The sequence below is a fragment of the Kitasatospora sp. NPDC042419 genome (genome assembly GCF_056437345.1).
The window spans coordinates 643,229-663,725 of sequence record NZ_JBWKAW010000002.1; the positions used below are offsets into that span (position 1 = coordinate 643,229).

Annotated in this window: 24 protein-coding genes; 14 read left to right on the plus strand and 10 right to left on the minus strand. The window is 72.2% G+C overall.

Annotated elements, in window-relative coordinates; genetic code table 11:
- From AC067J_RS06695 to AC067J_RS06710, 4 genes are all read left to right on the plus strand, one after another.
- Positions 1-1,158 carry an ABC transporter permease gene (locus AC067J_RS06695; RefSeq protein ID WP_478296849.1) on the plus strand — a complete coding sequence of 386 codons (1,158 nt, stop codon included), beginning with the start codon at positions 1-3 and terminating at the stop codon, positions 1,156-1,158.
- Complete coding sequence (locus AC067J_RS06700; RefSeq protein WP_478296850.1) at positions 1,155-2,420, plus strand: ABC transporter permease; 1,266 nt, start codon at positions 1,155-1,157, stop codon at positions 2,418-2,420. The genes AC067J_RS06695 and AC067J_RS06700 overlap by 4 nt, the downstream gene beginning before the upstream one ends.
- Positions 2,417-2,815: a cytidine deaminase gene (locus tag AC067J_RS06705; protein ID WP_478296851.1), complete on the plus strand. Its 399-nt coding sequence runs from the start codon at positions 2,417-2,419 to the stop codon at positions 2,813-2,815. Before AC067J_RS06700 ends, AC067J_RS06705 begins: the two co-directional genes overlap by 4 nt.
- A 176-nt stretch (positions 2,816-2,991) precedes the next feature.
- Positions 2,992-4,269, plus strand: a complete 1,278-nt coding sequence (locus AC067J_RS06710) for a thymidine phosphorylase (protein ID WP_478296852.1) — start codon at positions 2,992-2,994, stop codon at positions 4,267-4,269.
- A gap of 42 nt (positions 4,270-4,311) precedes the next feature.
- On the opposite strand, the gene AC067J_RS06715 is transcribed toward AC067J_RS06710, so the two are convergent.
- The 3 genes from AC067J_RS06715 to AC067J_RS06725 all read right to left on the minus strand — a co-directional run bounded on the left by AC067J_RS06715 (position 4,312) and on the right by AC067J_RS06725 (position 7,154).
- On the minus strand, positions 4,312-4,866 hold the full coding sequence (locus tag AC067J_RS06715; protein WP_478296853.1) for a Uma2 family endonuclease: 555 nt from the start codon (positions 4,864-4,866) through the stop codon (positions 4,312-4,314).
- A gap of 41 nt (positions 4,867-4,907) precedes the next feature.
- On the minus strand, positions 4,908-5,579 hold the full coding sequence (locus AC067J_RS06720) for an alpha/beta fold hydrolase (protein ID WP_478296854.1): 672 nt from the start codon (positions 5,577-5,579) through the stop codon (positions 4,908-4,910).
- Between the two features lie 126 nt (positions 5,580-5,705).
- Positions 5,706-7,154 (minus strand): MFS transporter, encoded by a 1,449-nt coding sequence (locus tag AC067J_RS06725; protein WP_478296855.1) that lies wholly within the window; start codon positions 7,152-7,154, stop codon positions 5,706-5,708.
- Between the two features lie 203 nt (positions 7,155-7,357).
- Here AC067J_RS06725 and AC067J_RS06730 point away from each other — a divergent pair, with 203 nt between their 5' ends.
- The 3 genes from AC067J_RS06730 (at position 7,358) to AC067J_RS06740 (ending at position 10,151) form a co-directional block, all read left to right on the plus strand.
- Positions 7,358-8,239, plus strand: a complete 882-nt coding sequence (locus AC067J_RS06730; protein ID WP_478296950.1) for a LysR family transcriptional regulator — start codon at positions 7,358-7,360, stop codon at positions 8,237-8,239.
- A gap of 185 nt (positions 8,240-8,424) precedes the next feature.
- Positions 8,425-9,573, plus strand: coding sequence for an adenosine deaminase (locus tag AC067J_RS06735; RefSeq protein ID WP_478296856.1), 1,149 nt, complete (start codon positions 8,425-8,427; stop codon positions 9,571-9,573).
- A 233-nt stretch (positions 9,574-9,806) separates the two neighbouring features.
- The gene (locus tag AC067J_RS06740; protein ID WP_478296857.1) at positions 9,807-10,151 is read left to right on the plus strand and encodes an ATP-binding protein; all 345 of its coding nucleotides are present in this window, start codon (positions 9,807-9,809) and stop codon (positions 10,149-10,151) included.
- 292 nt (positions 10,152-10,443) lie between these two features.
- Here the strand turns inward: AC067J_RS06740 and AC067J_RS06745 are convergent, their stop codons facing one another.
- On the minus strand, positions 10,444-10,626 hold the full coding sequence (locus tag AC067J_RS06745; RefSeq protein WP_478296858.1) for a PspC domain-containing protein: 183 nt from the start codon (positions 10,624-10,626) through the stop codon (positions 10,444-10,446).
- A gap of 281 nt (positions 10,627-10,907) precedes the next feature.
- On the opposite strand from AC067J_RS06745, the gene AC067J_RS06750 reads away from it, so the two are divergent.
- From AC067J_RS06750 to AC067J_RS06765, 4 genes are all read left to right on the plus strand, one after another.
- Positions 10,908-11,519, plus strand: a complete 612-nt coding sequence (locus tag AC067J_RS06750; protein WP_478296859.1) for a DUF7691 family protein — start codon at positions 10,908-10,910, stop codon at positions 11,517-11,519.
- Between the two features lie 236 nt (positions 11,520-11,755).
- Positions 11,756-12,055 carry a hypothetical protein gene (locus tag AC067J_RS06755; protein WP_478296860.1) on the plus strand — a complete coding sequence of 100 codons (300 nt, stop codon included), beginning with the start codon at positions 11,756-11,758 and terminating at the stop codon, positions 12,053-12,055.
- Positions 12,052-13,695, plus strand: coding sequence for an alpha/beta hydrolase (locus AC067J_RS06760; RefSeq protein WP_478296861.1), 1,644 nt, complete (start codon positions 12,052-12,054; stop codon positions 13,693-13,695). Before AC067J_RS06755 ends, AC067J_RS06760 begins: the two co-directional genes overlap by 4 nt.
- Positions 13,696-13,787: 92 nt before the next feature.
- Positions 13,788-14,282: a hypothetical protein gene (locus AC067J_RS06765; RefSeq protein WP_478296862.1), complete on the plus strand. Its 495-nt coding sequence runs from the start codon at positions 13,788-13,790 to the stop codon at positions 14,280-14,282.
- A 12-nt stretch (positions 14,283-14,294) separates the two neighbouring features.
- Here the strand turns inward: AC067J_RS06765 and AC067J_RS06770 are convergent, their stop codons facing one another.
- Positions 14,295-15,218, minus strand: a complete 924-nt coding sequence (locus AC067J_RS06770) for a quinone oxidoreductase family protein (RefSeq protein WP_478296863.1) — start codon at positions 15,216-15,218, stop codon at positions 14,295-14,297.
- Positions 15,219-15,308: 90 nt separating this feature from the next.
- On the opposite strand from AC067J_RS06770, the gene AC067J_RS06775 reads away from it, so the two are divergent.
- Positions 15,309-15,740 (plus strand): MarR family winged helix-turn-helix transcriptional regulator, encoded by a 432-nt coding sequence (locus tag AC067J_RS06775; RefSeq protein WP_478296864.1) that lies wholly within the window; start codon positions 15,309-15,311, stop codon positions 15,738-15,740.
- Between the two features lie 160 nt (positions 15,741-15,900).
- On the opposite strand, the gene AC067J_RS06780 is transcribed toward AC067J_RS06775, so the two are convergent.
- Positions 15,901-16,779, minus strand: coding sequence for a MerR family transcriptional regulator (locus AC067J_RS06780; RefSeq protein ID WP_478296865.1), 879 nt, complete (start codon positions 16,777-16,779; stop codon positions 15,901-15,903).
- Positions 16,780-17,856: 1,077 nt separating this feature from the next.
- Here AC067J_RS06780 and AC067J_RS06785 point away from each other — a divergent pair.
- Entirely contained in the window at positions 17,857-18,330 is a 474-nt protein-coding gene (locus AC067J_RS06785) for an Lrp/AsnC family transcriptional regulator (RefSeq protein WP_478296866.1), read from the plus strand.
- A gap of 214 nt (positions 18,331-18,544) precedes the next feature.
- The gene (locus AC067J_RS06790) at positions 18,545-19,117 is read left to right on the plus strand and encodes a dihydrofolate reductase family protein (RefSeq protein ID WP_478296867.1); all 573 of its coding nucleotides are present in this window, start codon (positions 18,545-18,547) and stop codon (positions 19,115-19,117) included.
- A gap of 125 nt (positions 19,118-19,242) precedes the next feature.
- Here the strand turns inward: AC067J_RS06790 and AC067J_RS06795 are convergent, their stop codons facing one another.
- Genes AC067J_RS06795 through AC067J_RS06810 form a run of 4 tightly spaced genes read right to left on the minus strand, consistent with a single transcriptional unit; the run spans position 19,243 to position 20,256 of the window.
- Positions 19,243-19,416, minus strand: coding sequence for a hypothetical protein (locus AC067J_RS06795; protein WP_478296868.1), 174 nt, complete (start codon positions 19,414-19,416; stop codon positions 19,243-19,245).
- The gene (locus AC067J_RS06800; protein ID WP_478296869.1) at positions 19,413-19,652 is read right to left on the minus strand and encodes a hypothetical protein; all 240 of its coding nucleotides are present in this window, start codon (positions 19,650-19,652) and stop codon (positions 19,413-19,415) included. The genes AC067J_RS06795 and AC067J_RS06800 overlap by 4 nt, the downstream gene beginning before the upstream one ends.
- Positions 19,640-19,894, minus strand: a complete 255-nt coding sequence (locus tag AC067J_RS06805; protein ID WP_478296870.1) for a hypothetical protein — start codon at positions 19,892-19,894, stop codon at positions 19,640-19,642. The genes AC067J_RS06800 and AC067J_RS06805 overlap by 13 nt, the downstream gene beginning before the upstream one ends.
- Positions 19,891-20,256 carry an ATP-binding protein gene (locus tag AC067J_RS06810; protein ID WP_478296871.1) on the minus strand — a complete coding sequence of 122 codons (366 nt, stop codon included), beginning with the start codon at positions 20,254-20,256 and terminating at the stop codon, positions 19,891-19,893. The genes AC067J_RS06805 and AC067J_RS06810 overlap by 4 nt, the downstream gene beginning before the upstream one ends.
- Positions 20,257-20,497 lie beyond the last annotated feature (241 nt).

Genomic DNA, 20,497 nt, shown 5'->3' on the forward strand with positions numbered 1-20,497 from the left:
ATGACCAGTCCCACCCCCGCCGCCAAGCGCTCGCTGGCGCAGCGGTTCGACGGCGAGAAGATCGTCCTCGCCCTCGCGGCACCGGTGCTCGCCGTGCTGCTCTCCGTCGCGATCTGTTCGGTGCTCCTGGCGACCTCGGGCAAGAACCCGTTCGACGCCTGGAACGTGATGCTCACGTACGCCACCAAGTCGGACGGCCAGGTGGCCATCCTCAACCGGTCCACCACGTACTACCTGGCCGCCGCGGCCGCCGCCTTCGGCTTCCGGATGAACCTCTTCAACATCGGTGTCGAGGGCCAGTACAAGGTGGCCGCGCTGTTCGCGGCGTTCGTCGGCAGCCGGCTGGACCTGCCGTCGTTCATCCAGATCCCGCTGCTGCTGATCACCGCCATGCTGGTCGGTGGCCTGTACGCGAGCATCGCCGGTCTGCTGAAGGTGCTCCGCGGCGTCAGCGAGGTCATCTCGACCATCATGCTGAACGCCATCGCGGTGGCCATCGTCGGCCTGCTGCTCGTCCCCGGCATCTTCGCGCCGGAGAAGAGCGGCACCAGCAACTCGATCCAGACCGCCCCGGTCTCCGAGTCCAGCCACTTCTTCGCGATCAACACCGACGGCGGGCCGCTCTACGGCTTCCTCTTCATCGCGATCCTGGTCGGCGTGGCCTTCCAGTTCACCCTGACCCGCACCCGCTTCGGCTTCGACCTGCGCGCCACCGGCCGCTCGGAGACCGCGGCCACCGCGTCCGGTGTGAACGTCAAGCGCATGATCGTCATCTCGATGGCGGTCTCCGGCGGGCTGGCCGGTCTGATCGGCCTGCCCGAGCTGCTGCAGAACTCGTACAACTACGGCCAGAGCTTCCAGGGCGGCCTCGGCTTCCTGGGCATCTCGGTCGCGCTGCTCGGCCGCAACAGCCCGATCGGCATGGCCTTCGCCGCCGTGCTCTTCGCCTTCCTGGACGCCACCGGCGCCCAGCTGCCGCTCCAGGGCGGCTTCCCGTTCGAGATCGTCCCGGTCATGCAGGGCACCATCGTCATCTGCGTCGTCGTGGCCTACGAGCTGGTGCGCCGCTACGGCCTCAAGCGCCAGCAGCAGAAGGTCGGCGCCGAGCTCGCCGCCCAGGCCGCCGCGGCCAACGAGAAGAAGGAGGTGTCCGCATGAGCACGGCCACCGCAGCCCGCGCCAAGGCGCCGGGTGCTCCCGCCAAGAAGCGCAAGATGTCCTGGCCGGTGGTGCTGCTGCTGATCGCGGGCGCCCTGGTCCTCTTCTCCGCCGTCGGCATGATCACCGACAACCACTCGCTGACCTCCTCCGGGCAGGTCACCGCGGCGCTCAGCGCCGCCGTGCCGATCGGCATGGCCGGTCTCGGCGGTCTCTGGTCCGAGCGGGCCGGCGTGGTCAACATCGGCCTCGAAGGCATGATGGTCGCCGGCACCTTCGCCGGAGCCTGGGGCGGCTACCTGGTCAGCCCGTGGTTCGGTCTGGTGGCCGGCATGCTCGGCGGCGCCCTCGGCGGCCTGCTGCACGCCGTCATCACCGTGACCTTCGGCGTCGACCACATCGTCTCCGGTGTCGGCGTCAACCTGCTGATCCCCGGCATCTGCGCGTACGTCAACCGGATCTACTACAAGGACTACATCTCCGCCGGTGCCGGCGCGAACCAGTCCCCGCCGGCCGATCCGCTGCCGTACATCACCGTCCCCGGCCTCTCCTCGGGGCTGAAGGACATCGAGGCCCACCACTGGTTCCTGGTCTCCGACGTGGCCGGTGTGCTCGGCGGCCTGGTCACCAACATCTCGGTGGTCGTGCTGCTGGCCGGCGCGCTGATCGTGGTCAGCTACTTCGCCCTCTGGCGCACGGTGTTCGGCCTGCGGCTGCGCTCCTGCGGTGAGAACCCGACCGCGGCGGAGTCCCTGGGCGTCAACGTCTACAAGTACAAGTACCTCGCGGTCATCAGCTCCGGCGCCTTCGCGGGCCTGGGCGGCGCGTACCTCTCGCTGGTCGCGGCGCACTTCTACAAGGACGGCCAGACCAACGGCCGAGGCTTCATCGGCCTCGCGGCGATGATCTTCGGCAACTGGATGCCCGGCGGCCTCGCCATGGGCGCCGGCCTGTTCGGCTTCACCGACAGCCTCCAGCTGCGCGACCCGGAGTCGGTGCACGTGCTGATCCTGGTGGTCGCCATCGCGATGGTGCTGCTGGCGCTCTGGAACCTGTACCGCCGCAAGATCCCGGCCGCGCTGATCACCTTCGTGGTGTCCGGCGGTCTGTTCACCTGGTACTTCACCACCGAGGAGGTGCAGCGTCCGCTGATCGTGGCGACGCCGTACGTCATCACCCTGGTGGTCCTCTCGCTGGCCTCGCAGCGGCTGCGGCCGCCGAAGGCCGACGGCCAGATCTACCGCAAGGGCCAGGGCAAGTGACGCCGGCCCCGGCGGACGTCGACTGGGAGCGGCTGCGGGAGGCCGCGCGCGAGGCGATGCGCCACGCGTACGCGCCGTACAGCAAGTTCCCGGTCGGCGCCGCCGCCCTGGTGGACGACGGGCGGCTGGTCACCGGCTGCAACGTGGAGAACGCCTCGTACGGGCTCGGCCTCTGTGCCGAGTGCGGTCTGGTCTCCGCACTGCACGCCGGCGGCGGCGGCCGCCTGACCGCGTTCACCTGCGTGGACGGGGCCGGCGAGCTGCTGATGCCGTGCGGCCGCTGCCGCCAGCTGCTGTACGAGCACGGCGGACCGGACCTGCTGATCGAGCTGCCGTCCGGCGTACGGCCGATGAGTGAGGTCCTGCCCGACGCGTTCGGGCCGGAGCGGCTCTAGCACTGCCATTTGTTACGCGCGTAGAGTGTCGCGAGCGGGCCCTGACCGGGCCGGCTCGCGGCACTCTCCGCTTTTCGGGTGCCGCCTGCGCACGACGCTTTCCCGAACGCGGTCCCACCGCACGCCGTTTTTGAAAGCCGCTTTTCCGAACCCCTCCCGGGAGCAATGGAGCAACCATGGACGCCATCTCCGTCATCAGGACCAAGCGCGACCGCGACGAGCTGAGCGACGCTCAGATCGACTGGGTCATCGACGCCTACACCCGCGGCGAGGTCGCCGACGAGCAGATGTCCGCCCTGGCCATGGCCATCCTGCTGAACGGCATGAACCTCCGCGAGATCAGCCGCTGGACCGACGCGATGATCCGCTCCGGCGTCCGGATGGACTTCTCCTCCCTCGCCCAGCCGACCAGCGACAAGCACTCCACCGGCGGCGTCGGCGACAAGATCACCCTGCCGCTCGCCCCGCTGGTCGCCGCCTGCGGCGCCTCCGTCCCGCAGCTCTCCGGCCGCGGCCTCGGCCACACCGGCGGCACCCTCGACAAGCTGGAGTCCATCCCCGGCTGGCGCGCCCTGCTCTCCAACGAGGAGATGATGGACGTGCTGCACTCGGCCGGCGCCGTCATCTGCGCCGCCGGCGACGGCCTCGCGCCCGCCGACAAGAAGCTCTACGCCCTGCGCGACGTCACCGGCACCGTCGAGGCCATCCCGCTGATCGCCTCCTCGATCATGTCCAAGAAGATCGCCGAGGGCACCGGCGCACTCGTCCTGGACGTCAAGGTCGGCTCCGGCGCCTTCATGAAGAACCTCGACGACGCCCGCGAGCTGGCCCGCACCATGGTCGGCCTCGGCACCACCGCCGGCGTCAACACCGTCGCGCTGCTCACCGACATGTCGACCCCGCTCGGCCTCACCGCGGGCAACGCGCTGGAGGTCCGCGAGTCCGTCGAGGTGCTGGCCGGCGGCGGCCCCGCCGACGTCGTCGAGCTCACCCTCGCCCTGGCCCGCGAGATGCTGGCCGCCGCGGGCGTGCACGGCAAGGACCCGGCCGACGCGCTGCGCGACGGCTCCGCGATGGACCACTGGCGCCGCATGATCGCCGCCCAGGGCGGCGACGTCGACGCCCCGCTGCCGGTCGCCCGCGAGCAGCACGTCATCCCCGCCCCGGCCTCCGGCGTGCTGACCAAGCTGGACGCGTACGCCGTCGGCGTCAGCGCCTGGCGCCTCGGCGCCGGCCGCGCCCGCAAGGAGGACCCGGTCCAGGCGGGCGCCGGCGTCGAGATGCACGCCAAGCCCGGCGACACCGTGGTGGCCGGTCAGCCGCTGCTCACCCTGCACACCGACACCCCGGAGCGCTTCGACTACGCGATCGAGGCCCTCGCCGGCGGCGTCGAGGTCTCCCCGGCCGGCACGGCGTTCACCCCGAACCCGATCGTGCTGGACCGCATCGCCTGATCCCCGGTCCGCCCACCGGGGGCCCGCGCGCGGACGCCGTACTCAGGCGTACGTGCGCAGGTCCCCGGTGTCGAGCGTCCACGGGCCGACGGTGACGGTGTCGCCGAAGGAAAACTTCTCGCGGGACTCGTAGTGCGGCTCCGAATGCACGATGCCTGTTCCCGTGCGCGGGTCGATCAGCAGGTAGAGCGGGATGCCCATGGCGGAGTAGTCGTGGACCTTGTTCTCGTAGTCGTTCTCCGGGTTGGACTTGGAGACGACCTCCATGACGAGGAGGACCTGGTCAGGGCGCAGCGCCGGCTGCTCGCTCTCCAGGGCCTCGTCTACGAAGACCATGAGGTCCGGGCGCCTGAGCCGCCCCAGGCCGATGTCCTCCAGGTCGGCGCCCGGGTGCGCGATGTACCCGGGGTGCGTGGCCGGCAGCTGGGTGTTGAGCTGTCGGGCGATCCGGGCAACGGCGAGTTCGTGCCGCATCACGGGCGACAGCGCCAGGAAGATCTGGCCGTCGGCGATCTCGACCTTCCCCACCCCGGGAATCCGGGGCAGCTGATCGGCGATCTCGCGCAGCCGGGCGAACACGGTGGGATCGATGCTCATGGCCGGGAGCGTATCGGCGGTCGCCGACGGCCGGGTGCCCGTCAGCCGGCGGTGGCGAGGGCGATCTTGAGGAACTCCTCGGGGGCCTCGCGGATGAGGTCGTGGCCCACCGGGAGGTCGAGCACCCTCCACGACGGGTCCTCGCGCAGCCGGGCGACGGTGTCGAGGAACGGGCTCTCCTCGAAGCCCGCGGCGTGGACGTAGGTGCGGTCGGTGACGGCGTCGAGGGCGCCGGTGAGGGTGACCGACTGGAGCAGCGTGGCCAGCGGGTGGACGGTGGCGCGCGGGTCGAGCGCGGGGTTGCGGCCGCGTGTGGTGAAGCCGTCGGCGGCCGCACCGGCCAGGTAGCGCTGCTTCCAGACCCCGGTGACGATCCCGTACGCCGACTCGCCGTCCCGGGGGACGAAGGAGTCCGCGTACAGCAGCTTCCCGATCCGCTCCGGCACCCGGTCGGCCACGCCGGAGGCGACCATCCCGCCGTAGCTGTGCGCGACCAGCACCACGTCGGTGAGGCGCTCGGCCTCCAGGACGGAGACCACGTCCCGGACGTGGGTGTCCAGGTTGACCGTGCCGTCGTTCAGGTGGCCGCGCTCGGCCACCCCGGTCAGCGTCAGCGGGTGCACCTCGTGCCCTGCGGCGCGCAGCCCGTCGGTCAGCGGCCGGTACCACCAGCCGCCGTGCAGCATGCCGGGGATGAGGACGAAGGTGGCCATCGCGTTCCTCTGGTCGTTCGGACGGTACGCAGGAAAGCTACGGCGGATACCTGACAGCGAGCGTCAGGTATCCGCCGGCCGGTGACGGGAGTGGTGGCGGAGTTCCGGATCTGCCACGGGCGGGTTCTACCGGATCGAGAGTCCGCCCCGCAGCCCGTCCGCGCGCCGGAGCGCGGCGGTGTGGGCCTGGCGGGTGGCGTAGAGGGTGACGCCCGCGGCGAGGGCCATCGCGGCGAGGCCGACGGTGGCGGCGCCCGGCCAGCCGGTGGAGTGGTAGGCGTCGGCGCCGATCGTCCCGCCCAGGCTGTTCCCCAGGTAGTAGGCGATCAGGTAGAGCGCGGAGGCCTGCGCGCGCCCCTCGGTGGCGGTGCGGCCGACCGTCGAGGACGCGGTGGCGTGGCCGGCGAAGAAACCGGCCGTGATCAGGACCAGGCCGAGCAGCGCGAAGGTCAGCGAGCCGGCGAGCGAGAGCAGCAGCCCGGCGGCGGTGGTGCCGATCGCGACGTACAGCGCGCCCCGGCGGCCGAGCCGGCCGGAGAGGCGCCCGGCGGCGGCCGAGGTGCCGGTGCCGACCAGGTAGACCACGAAGATCGAGGCGGCCACCGACTCCGGCAGGTGGAACGGCGCGGAGACCAGCCGGTAGCCGACGGTGTTGTAGACCGCGCCGAAGACGGCCATGAAGAGCATCCCGAGCAGGTACAGCCGGACCAGCAGCGGGTTGCGCAGGTGGCGGCCGACCGTGCGGGCGAGGGCGCGGGCGTCCACCGGGGCAGGGGTGAAGTGGCGGGCGGCGGGGATCAGCAGCCGGAAGGCGAGCACGGCGAGCAGGGCGAGGGCGGCGGAGGCGGCCAGGCCCCAGCGCCAGCCGAAGCCGGCGGCGACCCAGCCGGAGAGCAGTCGGCCGCCCATGCCGCCGATGCTGTTGCCGGCCACGTACAGGCCCATCGCGGAGGCCAGCGCGGACGGGTGGACCTCTTCGGCGAGGTAGGCCATTGCGGTGGCGGGGAGCCCGGCGAGGGCGGCGCCCTGGAGGACGCGGAGCACGACCAGGGTGCTCAGGTCGGGCGCGAAGGGCAGCGCCAGGGCGAGGGCGGAGGCGGCGAGGACGGAGGCCGTCATCACGGCGGTGCGGCCGTACCGGTCGGAGAGCGCGCTGGCGGGGAGCAGGGCGAGGGCGAGTCCGAGGGTGGCGGCGGAGGCCGTCCAGCTGGCCTGGCCGGGGGTGAGGTCGAGGTCGGCCGAGAGGACCGGCAGCAGGCCCTGGGTGGAGTAGAGGAGGACGAAGGTCGCGATGCCGGCGGCGAAGAGTGCGAGGTTGGCGCGGCGGAAGGCGCGCTGGCCGGGGCGGTGGCGGTCGTCGGCGGTGGCGGCCGCGACGGCGGCCGCGGTCGCGGCGTTGGTGGCGGCGTCGGCGGCGATCTTCGGCGTGGCGGCGGTGGGCCGGGGCGTGGTGGGCCGCGCGGCCGTGAGGGTCCCCGGGGTTCCCGGGGTTCCCGGGGTTCCCGGGGTTCCCGGGGTCGGCTGGGCGAGGGCGTCCGGAGTGGCCACGGACGCCCCGGTACTGGAGGGCTGCATGACGTCGACCGTAGGCCTGTGCAACTGATGCGTCCAATGCATGGGACGTCGATAATCCATGCGTACGGGTATGAGTGGAGCGTGCGGCAGTGAGGGCGGTGCACACAGTGGTGGAGGACGGCGAGGGCAACGCTGGGGGGAGCGCGGCGCCGGCCAGGCTCGCGGAGCTGGGGCCGGACCTGCCGGCGGCGCAACTGGCGCCGATGCTGGCCCAGTTCGCGGCGGTGGCCCGGCTGGAGCACGTGACGCAGGCGGCCGCGCTGCTGGGCATGCCGCAGCCGACGCTGTCCCGCTCGGTGGCCCGGCTGGAGGCGGAGCTGGGCGTGGATCTGCTGGCCCGTCAGGGCCGGACGGTCCGGCTGACCAGGGCCGGCCGGTTGCTGCTGGACTCCGTGGAGCGGGCGCTGGCCGAGGTGGAGCGCGGCGTCGAGGCGGCCCGGGCGGAGGCGGACCCGGCGACCGGCCGGGTGGCGTTCGGCTTCCTGCACACCATGGGGACGGACGCGGTCCCGGCGCTGCTGCGGGACTTCCGTGCCGCGTACCCGCAGGTGCGGTTCCAGCTGGTGCAGGACTACGTCGGCGCGATGCTGGGCCGGCTGCGGGCGGGGGAGCTGGACCTGTGCCTGGTCGCTCCGCTGCCGGAGGACGACCCGGCGCTGGTGGCCCGCCGGCTGGACGAGCAGCGGCTGTACCTGGTCGTCCCGGCCGACCACCGGCTGGCCGGCCGTCGCCGGATCCGGCTGGCGGAGGTGGCGGAGGAGCCGTTCGTCGGACTGGAGCGGGGGTACGGGCTGCGGGCGATCACGGACGGGTTCTGCGCGGAGGCGGGGTTCGTGCCGCGGCTCGCGTTCGAGGGGGAGGAGGCGGAGACGCTGCGCGGGCTGGTGGCGGCGGGCCTGGGGGTGGCGCTGCTGCCGCCGGCGCTGGTGCCGCGGCCGGGGGCGGTGGAGCTGGAGGTGACGGCGCCGCGCACCCGGCGGGCGATCGGCCTGGCGTGGGCGGCGGGCCGGCCGCCGACTCCGCCGGTGGCGGCGTTCCGGGACTTCGTGCTGTCGCGGCGGGGGCGGCTGCTGGAGCACGACTGAGGGCGGACGCCGTCCGAGGGCCGGTGCGGCGGACGCCGTCCGAGGGCCGGTGCGGCGGGCGGAGTCCGGGCGACTGGCGAGTAGGTTGCCCGGATCATCCCTTTGGTGGAATTCCCGGTGGACATTGGCCGATTCGGCCCTGTCGACGCTGGCCCGTCTACGCGCGTAGGAGCTACACTCCCGCAATGGAGAAGCAGATCCCCGTCACCACCGCGGGCGCCGGCCCCCGGATCCCCACGCCCGACCAGATCGTCCGCGCCCCGAAGGTGCTCCTGCACGACCACCTCGACGGCGGACTGCGCCCCGAGACCGTGGTCGAGCTGGCCGCGGCCGTCGGCTACCAGGGACTCCCCACCACCGACGCCGAGGAGCTCGGCGAGTGGTTCCGCGAAGCCGCCGACTCCGGCTCGCTGGTCCGCTACCTGGAGACCTTCGCGCACACCTGCGCCGTCATGCAGACCCGCGATGCCCTGATCAAGGTCGCCGCCGACTGCGCCGAGGACCTCGCCGCCGACGGCGTCGTCTACGCCGAGGTCCGCTACGCCCCCGAGCAGCACCTGGAGGGCGGCCTGTCCCTGGACGAGGTCGTCGAGGCCGTCCAGGAGGGCTTCCGCCTCGGCGAGGCCAACGCCCGCGCCGCCGGCCACCGCATCCGGATCGGCACCCTGATCACCGCGATGCGGCACGCCGCGCGTTCGCAGGAGATCGCCGAACTGGCCAACCGCCACCGCGACGCGGGCGTCGTCGGCTTCGACATCGCCGGCGCCGAGGCGGGCTACCCCCCCACCCGCCACCAGGCCGCCTTCGACTACCTCAAGGGCGAGAACAACCACTTCACCATCCACGCGGGCGAGGCCTTCGGCCTGCCGTCGATCTGGGAGGCCCTGCAGTGCTGCGGCGCCGACCGGCTCGGCCACGGCGTGCGGATCGTCGACGACATCACCGTCAACGAGGACGGCAGCGTCCAGCTGGGCCGCCTGGCCGCCTACGTGCGCGACAAGCGCATCCCGCTGGAGATGTGCCCGACCTCCAACCTGCAGACGGCGGCGGCCACTTCGTACGCCGAGCACCCGATCGGGCTGCTCAGCCGGCTGAAGTTCCGAGTCACCGTGAACACCGACAACCGGCTGATGAGCGGCACCAGCATGAGCAAGGAGTTCGGCCACCTGGTCGAGGCCTTCGGCTACACGCTGGGCGACATGGAGTGGTTCACCGTGAACGCGATGAAGTCGGCGTTCCTGCCGTTCGACGAGCGGCTCGCGATGATCAACGACGTGATCAAGCCGGGCTACGCCGAGCTCAAGGCGGAGTGGCTGTTCAGCGCCGGCAGCTGAGAAGCGTCCTTTCCGGTCGGATGAACGCCCCTCGGGCACTGTTTGAACACCCTTTTCCCGCAAGGATTTTGGCGTTCATCCGACTACCCACTCGTGTGGGTGAACGGCCTTTGGTCCTGGTGCGATCCAATCATTACGGTGTGCCAGTCAATGCTGACCGGCCGTGGCGGGCGGACCCCGTCGCGCCAGCCGTGCCGGTCGGCCACCGACGAGGACCCAAGGGGACGAACCACATGAAGCAGGCCACTCTCAAGGCCGCCGGCACCGCCGCGCTCGGCATCGCCATCGCCGCCGTCGGCGCCGGCAGCGCGTCCGCCGCCCCCGCCGCCACCGGTGGCCTGGGGCTCCCGACCAGCGCGCTGACCAACCCGGCCGTCACCGGGGCCGTCACCGACACCGCCGCCAAGCTGCCCGGCGGCGACCGGGTCGCCAACACCCTCGGCACCCTCGCCCCCGGCGCGGGCCAGGCCGCGGCCCCCGCCGCGACCGCCAACCGGGCCGGCGTGCCGAGCATCCCGGGCCTCGACAAGACCCCGGTCGGCGGGCTCACCGGGATCCTCCCGGGCCTCGGCGGCTGACGCTCCGCCCACTCGTACGGCGCCCCACCCGCACGGCGAACGGGCCGCTCACTCCCCCCGGAGTGAGCGGCCCGTTCCGTCATGACGGTCCTGTGGTGGTCCTGCGGTGGTGGTCCTGCGGTGGTGGTTCCGCGGTGGTGGTTCTGCGGTGGCGGTGGCCGCTCGTGGCGACCGGTCGTCGTGGGTGGTCCGTCGTGGGCTGTTCGTCGTGGGGCTGCCGCGCGTCGCGGGGTGATCCGTCACGGGGTGATCCGTCACGGCCCGCGCAGCGGGGCGGCCGGCCCCGGCCGGATCACGGCTCCTGGGGGAGCAGCAGCCAGAGCGCCAGGTAGATCAGGAACTGCGGGCCGGGCAGCAGGCAGGAGGCCAGGAAGATCGCGCGGACGGTCCACGGGGTGAGCCCGAACCGCTCGGCGAGCCCGGCGCAGACGCCGGCGATGACGCGGTTGTGGCGGGGGCGGGCGAGGCGGCTCATGGGAAGCTCCGTTGCTGTGTCGCCGGTGGCCGGTCTCTCCGGCTGGCGTACTTCAATGCTCCGCCGTCGGCGCCCCCGATTCCTCAGCCCACAAGCCGATCCCGTCCCTGACCTCCTTCCCCTCGGAGGGGGACCTGGCCTCGGGGTTCCCCTCAGGGTCGGCCCGGAGACCGGCGGGTGCGCGGAGCGGGAAGTCGGCCGGTCCGGCGTCCTGTGCGCGGGCCCGACGGGGGAGGGCGGCCCCGCGTCCCGCTGTCGGTCCGCGGCGATAGCGTCGTGCCATGAGTTCCTCCCTGAGTGTGTACCTGCTGGACCCGAAGGCCACCCGCGCCCTGGTCGGCTCCGGTGACGACCAGCTGCTCCAGGTCATCCGCGACAGCTTCGGCGCCGACCTGGCGTCGGACGACGAGTGGTTCGAATCCGAGATCGAGGCCGGCGCCCCGACGGCCTACGAGGCGCTGCGCGCCGTGGTGCACGGCGGGCCCTTCGGGGAGGACCGGGAGCACGCGTTCCAGTACGGCTACGCCTACAAGCGCCTCTGCGCGCTGACCGGGTCCTTCCTCGACAACTCCTCCTTCAGCCCGTACAAGGGCGACTGGCTGTCCGTCGTGGACGAGGGGCTGCGGGCGCTGCGGATCACCGCCGTGTCGGTGTCCGAGTTCGGCTACGGCTCCGGGCTGCCCGACCCCGTCCCGTCCTCGTACCTGCCGGGCTGCGGCGAGTGGACGCACGAGCAGTGCCTGCAGGCCCTGGAGGAGTTCGAGGAGACCAAGCGTCAGGGCCACGCGCCGCCGCTGGAGCCGGAGGTGGTCGACGCCGTCATGGACGTCGTCAAGTGGCTCCGCCACGTGGAGGCGCGTCCGGGGTTCGGCGTCGTGGGCTTCGTCTCGTAGCCGCGGCAGCGTCCCCCGGCGGGCCTCTCGCCGCGGCCGGAGGCCCGCCGGGCGGGCGGAGCGCGAAGCCGACCGGCCCGACTTCCCGTGCCGTGTGCGAATTCCCGAACACCGCCGCGCGCACCGCCGGGCACCTCTAGCATCTGGGTAGTCGTGCGGACGCGCAGCGTCCTCCTCCGGGAAGGCCGCCGTATCCGCTGTCGTGCACCGTGTGGCGTCTCTGGGGGGAGATCTCGTTGGCGGACATCAAGGTGGGCCCGGAGCTGCGCGCCTCGGCGGGAGCGGCCAGAGCCCTGGGCGGGGAGCTCGTCGAACCGGTCAAGTCGGTCCTGGCCACGACCGCGACGGCCGCCGCCCAGCTCGCCGGCTGGTCGGTGGCGGGCGCGCTCGGCCAGTTGGGGAAGGACTGGGACGCCCCGCTCGGCAAGCTGCGGCAGCGGCTCGTGGACACCGGCGCCAAGCTGGAGACCAGTGCCGAGGGCCACCAGCAGGGCGAGCGGGCGCTGGTCAGCGGGTGGAAGGAAGCCGTGCAGTGACCAGCCTCTACGAGCTGCTGGCCACGTTCGACCCGCACGGTCTGAGGGACGCCGCGAAGAGCTGGAAAGCACTGGCCCACGCCGTGGACGGCGTCGACACCCGCCATCGGACACAGGTCAACGGCCCGCTGCGGCAGCACTGGCAGGGCGGTGACGCGACCGCCGCGTTCTCCTACCTTGAGCGCACCGAGCAGCAGTTGGACATCGTCCGGGTCGAGGCCGAGGCCGTGGTGCTGACGCTGAACACGGTCGCCGACCGGATGCAGCAGGCGAAGACCGCCCTGGTCGGTGCCGTTCACGAGGCGCAGACGGCCGGATTGACGATCGCCGCGGACGGGACGGTCCAGCTGCCCGCGCAGACCTGGGACGACCGCCACGACCAGGACACCCAGGACGCCCTCCGCTCGCTCGCCTTCACCAGGAACGCCTGCCAGGACCGGATCAACGCGGCACTGAAGACGGCCCAACAGGCCAGTGACCAGGGCAGGACGGCGCTCGGACGCCTCGGGGGCGACATCCTCGACCCGGCCCGCGGGCTCGGAGCGATGGCGGAGACCGGACTGGACGCGGCGGCCGTCATGGGCGACCTCGGGCTCGCAGGCGGCGCGGTGCCGGACGGGAAGGACCCGAAGAAGTCGGCGGAGTGGTGGAAGGGCCTGAGCGCGGAGCAGCAGCAGACCTACCTGGCCCTGCGGCCCGCCGAGTTGGGACGGCTGGACGGCCTGCCGTCCGACGTCCGGGACAAGGCCAACCGGCTCGTGCTGGACCAGAAGCTGGATGCCCTCCAGGCCGGAGCGGTCGGAACCGCCGGGCTCGACGAGGAGACCTACCGGAAACGGCGGGAGGCCCTGGAGACGATCAAGCAGAAGTTGGATCAGAGCGACGGCAAGGACGAGATGCACCGGATGTTCCTGCTGGGAATCGACTCGGACGCGTCGGACGGCCGCGCCATCGTCTCCACGGGCAACCCTGACAAGGCCCTGCACACGGCGATCTTCGTCCCCGGGACGAGCACCGACCTCAACAGCGTGCCGGGGCAGATGGACCACGTCGCGAGGCTGCAGAAAGCGGCGGAGGACCAGGCCGCCGGCCGGTCAGCCGGTGTGGCTGTCATTTCCTGGCTCGGGTACGACGCTCCCGAATGGTCCACCGGAAGCCCGTTGTCGCCGACCAGGGGGCAGGACGCGGCACCTGACCTGCGTCGCTTCAGCCAGGGTGTGCGGGCTGCGCAGGCCGACAACGTGTGCAGTCATGTGACGGTCATCGCGCACAGCTACGGAAGCTATGCCGCCGGGGTTGCCGCGCGTGAGGGTGGCGGCCTGCCGGTCGACGACATCGTGGCGCTCGGCAGCCCCGGCATGGGGGTCTCCAGTGCGTCCGATCTGGGGGTGGATCCCAAGCACGTCTGGGTCGGGGAGGCCAAGCAGGATTTCACGAGACTCGTCGGCGGCGTCCCGTTCGGACCCTCTCCGCACATGGAGGGGTTCGGCGGGAGCAACCTCAAGATCGATACAACCGGTCACGGGAACTACTGGGCCGAAGGCAGCGAGAGTCTGAAGAACCAGGGGCGTGTCATCGTGGGCGCACCACCGACGACGGTCCCGAAGGAGGGCTTTGTCGAGGGGACTTGGTACTGGTGACGGTGGACGTGTCGGTGCGTGGGGCGCGGGGTGTCGGCCGTGGGGGTGCTGCGCCGGGGAGGGCGGTCCGCCGGCTTTCCGGGGTCGTTCTGATGGTCGTGATGATGGGGGCCTGCGTGTCGGTCGATGACGAGGGAAAGAACGCTCCGCTTCCGGTCAAGGGGCGGGAGGAAGCCCGGGCCTGGGCGCGTCAGATCACCGAGCACGCGGCCCAGGTGGCCGGTATCACGCTCGATCCGGCGGGAGAGGACTCCTTGTTCAGCCCGTGCACCGGCAAGAACTTCGAGACGGCGCCGGACGACCGGTACGTGCTCATGTTCAACGCCAGGAGTGTCGTGCCACGTGGACGGCATCCCGAGGTGGTTCGGAAGATCCGCGACATGGCCAAGTCGGAGGGGCTGCGGATCGTGGGCTACTGGGAGACCTACGAGGGCGAGCCGAACGCGCTGCTCGACGCCAAGCATCCGGAGAGCGACTACCTCCTGAGCGTCGACTCCACCGTTGGAGGGGACGGCAACGGGATGAGCATCGGGATCATCACGCCCTGCCTCATGCCGCCTCCGGGGGATCCGGTGGTGACGAAGTGACCCGGGCTCCGGCTACGGCACCAGGACGACCTTGCCGAGGTTGCGGCGCTGCTCGATGAGGGCGTGGGCGCGGGCGGCCTCGGCGAGGGGGATCTCGGCGTGGACGGCCGTGCGCAGGGTGCCCGCGTCGCGCAGCTGCCAGAGTTCGCGGAGCCAGCGGGCGTAGACGTCGGGCTTGCCGAGGGCGACGGCACGCATCTGGAAGCCGATCACCGAGGCTCCGCGGAGCAGGAGTTCGTACGCCTCGACGGTGCCGCCGCCGGAGCTGTAGGCCACCAGCCGGCCGCCGGTGGCGAGGGCGCGGACGGCGGGGCCGAGCAGGTCGCCGCCGACGCCGTCGAGGATCACGTCGTAGGGGCCGCCCCAGTCGGCGTCGGCGTAGCGGATGACTTCGTCGGCGCCGAGCGAGCGGACGAAGTCGGCCTTGGCGTCGCTGCCGACGGCGGCGACGACGCGCCCCGCCCCGCCGGCTCGGGCGTACTGGAGGGCAAGGGTGCCGACGCCGCTGGCGGCGGCGGTGACCAGGACGGATTCGCCGGGCTCCACGCGCGCCGCCTCGTAGGCGCCGCGCGCGACCAGGCCGCTGCGGACCAGGGCGACGGCCTCGACGGCGGTGGCGTCGTCGGGGATCCGGGAGGCCATGGCGGTGTTCAGGACGGCGAACTCGGCGTAGGCGTCGGCGAAGCAGAGCCCGGTGACGCGGTCGCCGACGGCGTAGGCGGTGACGTCGGGACCGGTGGCGGTGACCCTCCCGGCGATCTCGCCGCCGAAGGAGACCGGTCCGCTGCCCTCGCGGACCTTGCGGACGGTGGGCAGGGTGACGCCGACCGCCTCGACCCGCACCAGCAGCTCGCCGGTGCCGGGGGTGGGCACGGCGGCCTCCTCGGCGAACAGCACCTCGGGGCCGCCGTTGACCTCGTGGCGGATGCGCAGCACAGGACCTCCCGGATCCAGATTCATTGGGTAGCCCAACGATAGGCGGAATGTCGTTGGGAAGTCCAATGAAATCCGGAGTAGGCTGGACGCATGACCACGCCCCTCCAGCACATCCAGTCCCTGCCGAGCTGGCTCGTCGGCCGTGTCGCGGCGCGCGGCCGGGGCCTGGTCGCCGATGCGATCGCCGCGGAGGGGATCAAGCTGATGCAGCACGCGGTGCTGGCCGCCACGGCCGAGTACGGCCCGGTGGCCCAGGCCGACTTGGGGCGCCTGCTCGCCGTCGACCCCAAGGACATGGTCGGCATCCTCAACCACCTCCAGGAGGCGGGCTACGTCCTGCGCGCCCCGGACCCGGCCGACAAGCGGAAGAACGCCGTCACGGTGACTCCGGAGGGAGTCGCGCTGCTCGCCCGCTGCGCGGCCCTGGCGGAGGCGGCGAACGAAGAACTGCTGGCGCCGCTGAACCCGGACGAGCAGCGGCAGCTGATGACCCTGCTGGTGCGGGTCCACGAGGCTTCGTAGGGACGGGACGGCCGTCCTGCTCGATCAAGGCCCGGCGCCCGTCGCCCGGCGCCCGTCGCCCGTCGCCCGGCGCCCGTCGCCCGTCGCCCGGCGCCCGGCGCCCGGTGCCCGGTGCCCGTCGCCCGGCGTCGGGCATCAGACGCCCGGTGTTCGGGAGTGCCTACCCGCCGGAGCGCGGGCGGAACGGCACGGCGACGTCCGCGACGTGCTCGTCCGGGGCGGCGGTGGCCCAGTTCGGGTAGTAGACCTCCCGGTTGGGGCCGCTGCGCGCGAACCCGTGCTCGCCGACCCAGGCGCCGACGGCGTCGTGGATCGCCGTCATGGTCGCGAAGTCCTTGTGCTCCTTCGTCAGACGCGTGTAGGCCTCCCGGCACGCGGGTTCGATGCGCACCCCGATCCGCTCCGCCGGTTCGACCGTGTTCGTCGTCGGCGCGCAGACCTCGACCGGGCCGTCGGACTCCTCGCTGACGTGGCCGTGGAAGATGCTGAAGATCGGTCCGGAGAGGCAGGCGTCGGTCTGCCGCAGATGGGCGAGGAGCAGTTCACTGGCCTCGCCCAGGAATCCGGCCAGGTCGGCGGCGGTCACGTGGCGCCGGGTGAACAGCACCTTCTGTGCGGGCACTTCGCGTTCGTCGATCCGGTACATGGTCAGGGGCCTTCCACTCAGAACCGCTCGGGCGTAGCCCACCGCCTCCCGGCGGGCCGTGTGCTCGGACTCCTGCTCCCGCCAGTAGGCGTCGAGCAGGCGCACCTGCACGGGGGTGCCCCTGTCGTCCGGGTGGCCGCTCGTGCTGCCCGCGTCGGCGGTGTCGCCCGCGTCCAGCAGCTCCGCGATCCGGGCGAGCGGCATGCCGACGGCGCGCAGCAGCGCGATGCGGCGGGCCCGCTCGACCTGGGCGAGGGCGTAGCGGCGGAACCCCGTCCTCGGGTCGACCAGGGCGGGTGTCAGCAGCCCCCGCTCCCCGTAGAGGCGCAGGGCCTTGGGGCTGAGCCTGGTCAGGGAGGCCAGCTCCCCGATGGAGATCAAGTCCTCGTGCACGCGTTCACTCTGCTGTCTGCCCCTGGGGGAGGGGCAAGCCGGTGGCGGCGGGCGCTTCGCGCGGGAAGTCGGCCCGGCCGACTTCCCGCGCGGTGGCCCCCTTGCCGGTGCTCGCTTTCCGGCGCCGGGAGGCGGGCGCAGGAAGTCGGTCTCGCCGACTTCCTGCGTTCCCGCTGTCGCGGGGAGGTCCCGGCCGCAGCAGGGAGGCCCGGGCCGGCGCGGGGTCCGGGCCGGGCCTCGGGGGGTGGGCGTTACTTCTGTGCGGCGCGGCGGCAGCCGTTTGCGGCGATGAAATCCTTCTGAGCGGAGCCGAGTTGGGGATCGACCGGACCCACGGGCTCCGGCCCCGGCCAGGCATACCGAAGATGCGCGGCGGCCGACCGGGGCCGCGCCGACGCCCCGCCCGAGATCACTCGAAGGCGAGCGCTGCCAAGCCCGGCCGGAAGGGGGCGGGGAGTCGTTCGGCGCGGGCGGCCCACGGCGGGTTCGGCCAGGGGCAGGTCGTGGCGGCCGGCAGAACGCCGACGGCGTCCACTGGCGGTCCGCCGCCGGTGAGTTCGACCTCGAACCGGATCAGCCGCGAGGTCGAGCGCCGCGATGTCGTCGTCCAAGGTGTGTTCCCGGCCGGTGAGGTGCTTCAGCGGCTGGTCACTGCTCTTCGAGTTGCACGAGCGGATCGCCTTCCTCCGCCGCCGGCTGCCCGGGGGAGGCATGGGGCGACTCCGTCCCACCGGCCCCTCGGCGGGCGGCCACCGCTCTGCGGACGACGCCCGGAGGCGTCCGGTGTGCGGGCTTCAGCTCGGGGTGCGGCGCCCAGTTCGGGCGGCCCCACGGGGCGCCGCCGGGCGACGAGGTGTGCAGGACCACGCGGTGTCGTCGTCGGCCGCGGTGGGCGGTGCGGGGGTGGGCGGTGCGGGGGTGGGCGGCATCCTCCGACAGGAGCCGCTGGAGTCGGAGCGGCGGGTCATGGATCCGATCTTCATGCCGTTCAGCCTAGGGAGGCAGGAGGGGTCGACTGAAGGGGTTCCTGCCTGTTCAGGGGCGGTTCGGCCGTGGATCCGCCGGTAATCTGGCGGGATGACCGAGAGTCTTGATGCAACGGACTGGGCGATCCTGACGGAACTTCAGCGGGACGGCCGGGTCGCGTTCACGGAGCTGGCGCGGCGGGTCAACCTGAGCGCGTCGGCCACGACGGAGCGGGTGCGGCGGCTGGAGACGGCCGGGGTGATCACGGGCTACCGGGCCGAGGTGGACCTGGAGCGGGCCGGATACCCGGTGCTGGCGGTGGTCCGGCTGAAGTACCCGGGGCCGGGGACGCGGCACGAGCCGCTGCGCCGGCTGATCGGGGAGCGCCCGGAGATCCTGGAGTGCCTGCGCACCACCGGGGACGACTGCTACGTCATGAAGGTGGCGACCACGTCGATGGCGCACCTGGAGGAAGTCGTCGACGAGCTGGCCCAGTTCGGGAGCACGACGACCAGTCTGGTGCTGAGCCGGGCGCAGTCGTTCCGTGGCCCGGCCGCGCCCGGGGCGGCCGTCGCGCCCGCGTGAGGGCGTGAGGGCGCGAGGGCGCGAGGGCGTGAGGGCGCGAGGGGCTGAAGGCGTAGCAAGGATGCAATGCGTGTCGGATTTCGCGAGGACCGATGAGTTTCTCCGTGATCGACAGTCATAGATCATGGGTCGGCGCGCCGGGGCCGCACGGGTGGTCGAAGCGTGCGCAGGCCTAGTCTGCTGAGAAATCGGACACGAGACCAAGGAAGTCCTGATGCGCACCCTGATCAGCACCGCGTTCATCTCGCTCGACGGCGTCGTGGAGGCGCCGGGCGGCGAGCCCGGCTACCGGAACTCCGGGTGGACCTTCAAGCACACCGAGTTCCTGCCCGAGGCGTTCGAGATCAAGGGCCGGGAGCAGCAGGAGGCGGCGGCAATGCTGATGGGCCGGGTCAGCTACGAGGCGTTCAGCCCCGTGTGGCCGGACATGGCGGACTTCGCCGAGTACAAGGTGATGCCGAAGTACGTCGTCTCCACCACCCTCGACGAGAAGGACCTGGTGTCGAACTGGGGTGAGCAGACGATCCTGCGCTCCCTGGACGAGGTCGCGGCGCTGAAGGAGACCGAGGGCGGGCCGATCATCGTCCACGGCAGTGCCTCGCTGAACCAGGCCCTCTCGGACGCCGGCCTGATCGACCGCTACCACCTGCTCGTCTTCCCGCTGCTGCTGGGCGCGGGCAAGCGGCTGTTCAGCACGACGGACAAGGACGTGCAGAAGCTGAAGCTCGTCGAGTACGAGGCCTACGACAACGGGCTGCAGAAGAACGTCTTCGACGTCGTCCGCTGACGGACGGCGGCCCGGGTCTCCTGCGCGGAAAGTCGGCGGGGCCGACTTTTCGTGCGGGGAGGCGTGGAGAAGTGGGGGAGGTGGGCGGCGGCTGAGGCGGCAGCCGCCGGGCGGGTGGGGCGGGTTCAGTGATGTATGCGGTCGCGGGCGGAGGAGTGGTCGTCCTCGGTTGCGCCGGCGGTCGGGGCGTCGTGGACCTTGAGGGCGGTGATGACGCCCAGGGCGACGGTGGTGATCGCGAGGGCGAGGAGGACGGCGAAGGCCGCGCCGATGAGGAAGTTCGCGGTGCCGGGGCTCACCTCTGGATTCGCAGGATGCGGTGACCGAGGCGGGCGGCGAGGGCGTGGAGGAGGTCCTCCGCCTGGTCGCGGGTGAGCGGGACGGCGAGGTGTTCGCCGGGGGCGGCGTGGATGTCGAGGTCCGGGGCGAGGCGGAGCTGGACGGCGGCGTCGGGGGCGGATTCCACGGTGACGTGGGCGACGGTGGTGCGCTCGGTGTGGACGGCCTCGGTGACGAAGGGGATCAGGACTCCCACGAGGGGTCGTTCCTTTCGGCGGTGCGGAGGAGGTCGAGGAGGTTGAGGAGGGTGGCGACGGGGGCGTTGCCGAAGTCGACGAGGATGCGGCCGTCGACGGTGCCGGGGAGGGTGGCGGCGGATCCCCACTGGATGCCGAACCTGCGTCCGTGGTCGTGGAGTTCGCGGAGGAGCGCGGTGACCTCGGGGTCGGTGTAGGTGCGGAGGACGGGGTCGTCGGGGGCGATCGGTTCCCGGCTCACGCGGCGACGTCCAGCTCGTACCAGACGACCTTGCCGTTCTTGGTGGGGTCGGCGCCGAAGCGGTGGGTGAGGGAACGGACGAGGTGGAGGCCGCGGCCGGAGATCTCGTAGGGGTCGGCGCTCACACGCGACTCGGGGAGGGTGGGGCTGTCGTCGCAGACGCAGACGCGGAGGGTGTGGGGGAGGAGGACGAGGATGACGAGGGGGGACTGGCAGTCGGCGTGCCGCCAGGCGTTGAAGTAGAGCTCGTGGAGGGCGAGTTCGGCGTCGTGGATGGTGTCCGGGGGCCAGCCGGAGGAGGTGAGGGCGGCGCGCAGTTCGTTGCGGGCGGCGGACCAGTCGGGCGGGTTGCAGGCACGCATGGGGAACCTCCGGAGAGTGGGGAGGAGAGCGGGACGGCGGAGGGATGTCGCCGTGAGCCAGGCCAGGACGGGACTGGTTGAGGTCACGCGTGGCTGCTCTGCGGTGCGAAGGGCAGAAGGCGCCTACTGCCTTGGAAACAGGCGTTACTGACGCTCCGTCGTGTGATCGGTGCAACACTGACAGTAGAGTCATGGGTCATATTGTTGCAACCAGAACGGCAAGGTTGACCCTTGTGAGTGA

Excerpts from the sequence above, each read along its gene's own strand:
- AC067J_RS06745 (WP_478296858.1), bottom strand. The coding sequence starts at position 10,626 with ATGAGCCGCCTCGCCCGCCCCCGCCACAACCGCGTCATCGCCGGCGTC.
- AC067J_RS06750 (WP_478296859.1), top strand. The coding sequence starts at position 10,908 with ATGAGTTCCTCCCTGAGTGTGTACCTGCTGGACCCGAAGGCCACCCGC.
- AC067J_RS06810 (WP_478296871.1), bottom strand. The coding sequence starts at position 20,256 with ATGCGTGCCTGCAACCCGCCCGACTGGTCCGCCGCCCGCAACGAACTG.
- AC067J_RS06765 (WP_478296862.1), top strand. The coding sequence starts at position 13,788 with ATGGTCGTGATGATGGGGGCCTGCGTGTCGGTCGATGACGAGGGAAAG.
- AC067J_RS06740 (WP_478296857.1), top strand. The coding sequence starts at position 9,807 with ATGAAGCAGGCCACTCTCAAGGCCGCCGGCACCGCCGCGCTCGGCATC.
- AC067J_RS06730 (WP_478296950.1), top strand. The coding sequence starts at position 7,358 with ATGCTGGCCCAGTTCGCGGCGGTGGCCCGGCTGGAGCACGTGACGCAG.
- AC067J_RS06785 (WP_478296866.1), top strand. The coding sequence starts at position 17,857 with ATGACCGAGAGTCTTGATGCAACGGACTGGGCGATCCTGACGGAACTT.
- AC067J_RS06790 (WP_478296867.1), top strand. The coding sequence starts at position 18,545 with ATGCGCACCCTGATCAGCACCGCGTTCATCTCGCTCGACGGCGTCGTG.
- AC067J_RS06720 (WP_478296854.1), bottom strand. The coding sequence starts at position 5,579 with ATGGCCACCTTCGTCCTCATCCCCGGCATGCTGCACGGCGGCTGGTGG.
- AC067J_RS06700 (WP_478296850.1), top strand. The coding sequence starts at position 1,155 with ATGAGCACGGCCACCGCAGCCCGCGCCAAGGCGCCGGGTGCTCCCGCC.
- AC067J_RS06715 (WP_478296853.1), bottom strand. The coding sequence starts at position 4,866 with ATGAGCATCGATCCCACCGTGTTCGCCCGGCTGCGCGAGATCGCCGAT.
- AC067J_RS06775 (WP_478296864.1), top strand. The coding sequence starts at position 15,309 with ATGACCACGCCCCTCCAGCACATCCAGTCCCTGCCGAGCTGGCTCGTC.
- AC067J_RS06735 (WP_478296856.1), top strand. The coding sequence starts at position 8,425 with ATGGAGAAGCAGATCCCCGTCACCACCGCGGGCGCCGGCCCCCGGATC.
- AC067J_RS06710 (WP_478296852.1), top strand. The coding sequence starts at position 2,992 with ATGGACGCCATCTCCGTCATCAGGACCAAGCGCGACCGCGACGAGCTG.
- AC067J_RS06725 (WP_478296855.1), bottom strand. The coding sequence starts at position 7,154 with ATGCAGCCCTCCAGTACCGGGGCGTCCGTGGCCACTCCGGACGCCCTC.
- AC067J_RS06695 (WP_478296849.1), top strand. The coding sequence starts at position 1 with ATGACCAGTCCCACCCCCGCCGCCAAGCGCTCGCTGGCGCAGCGGTTC.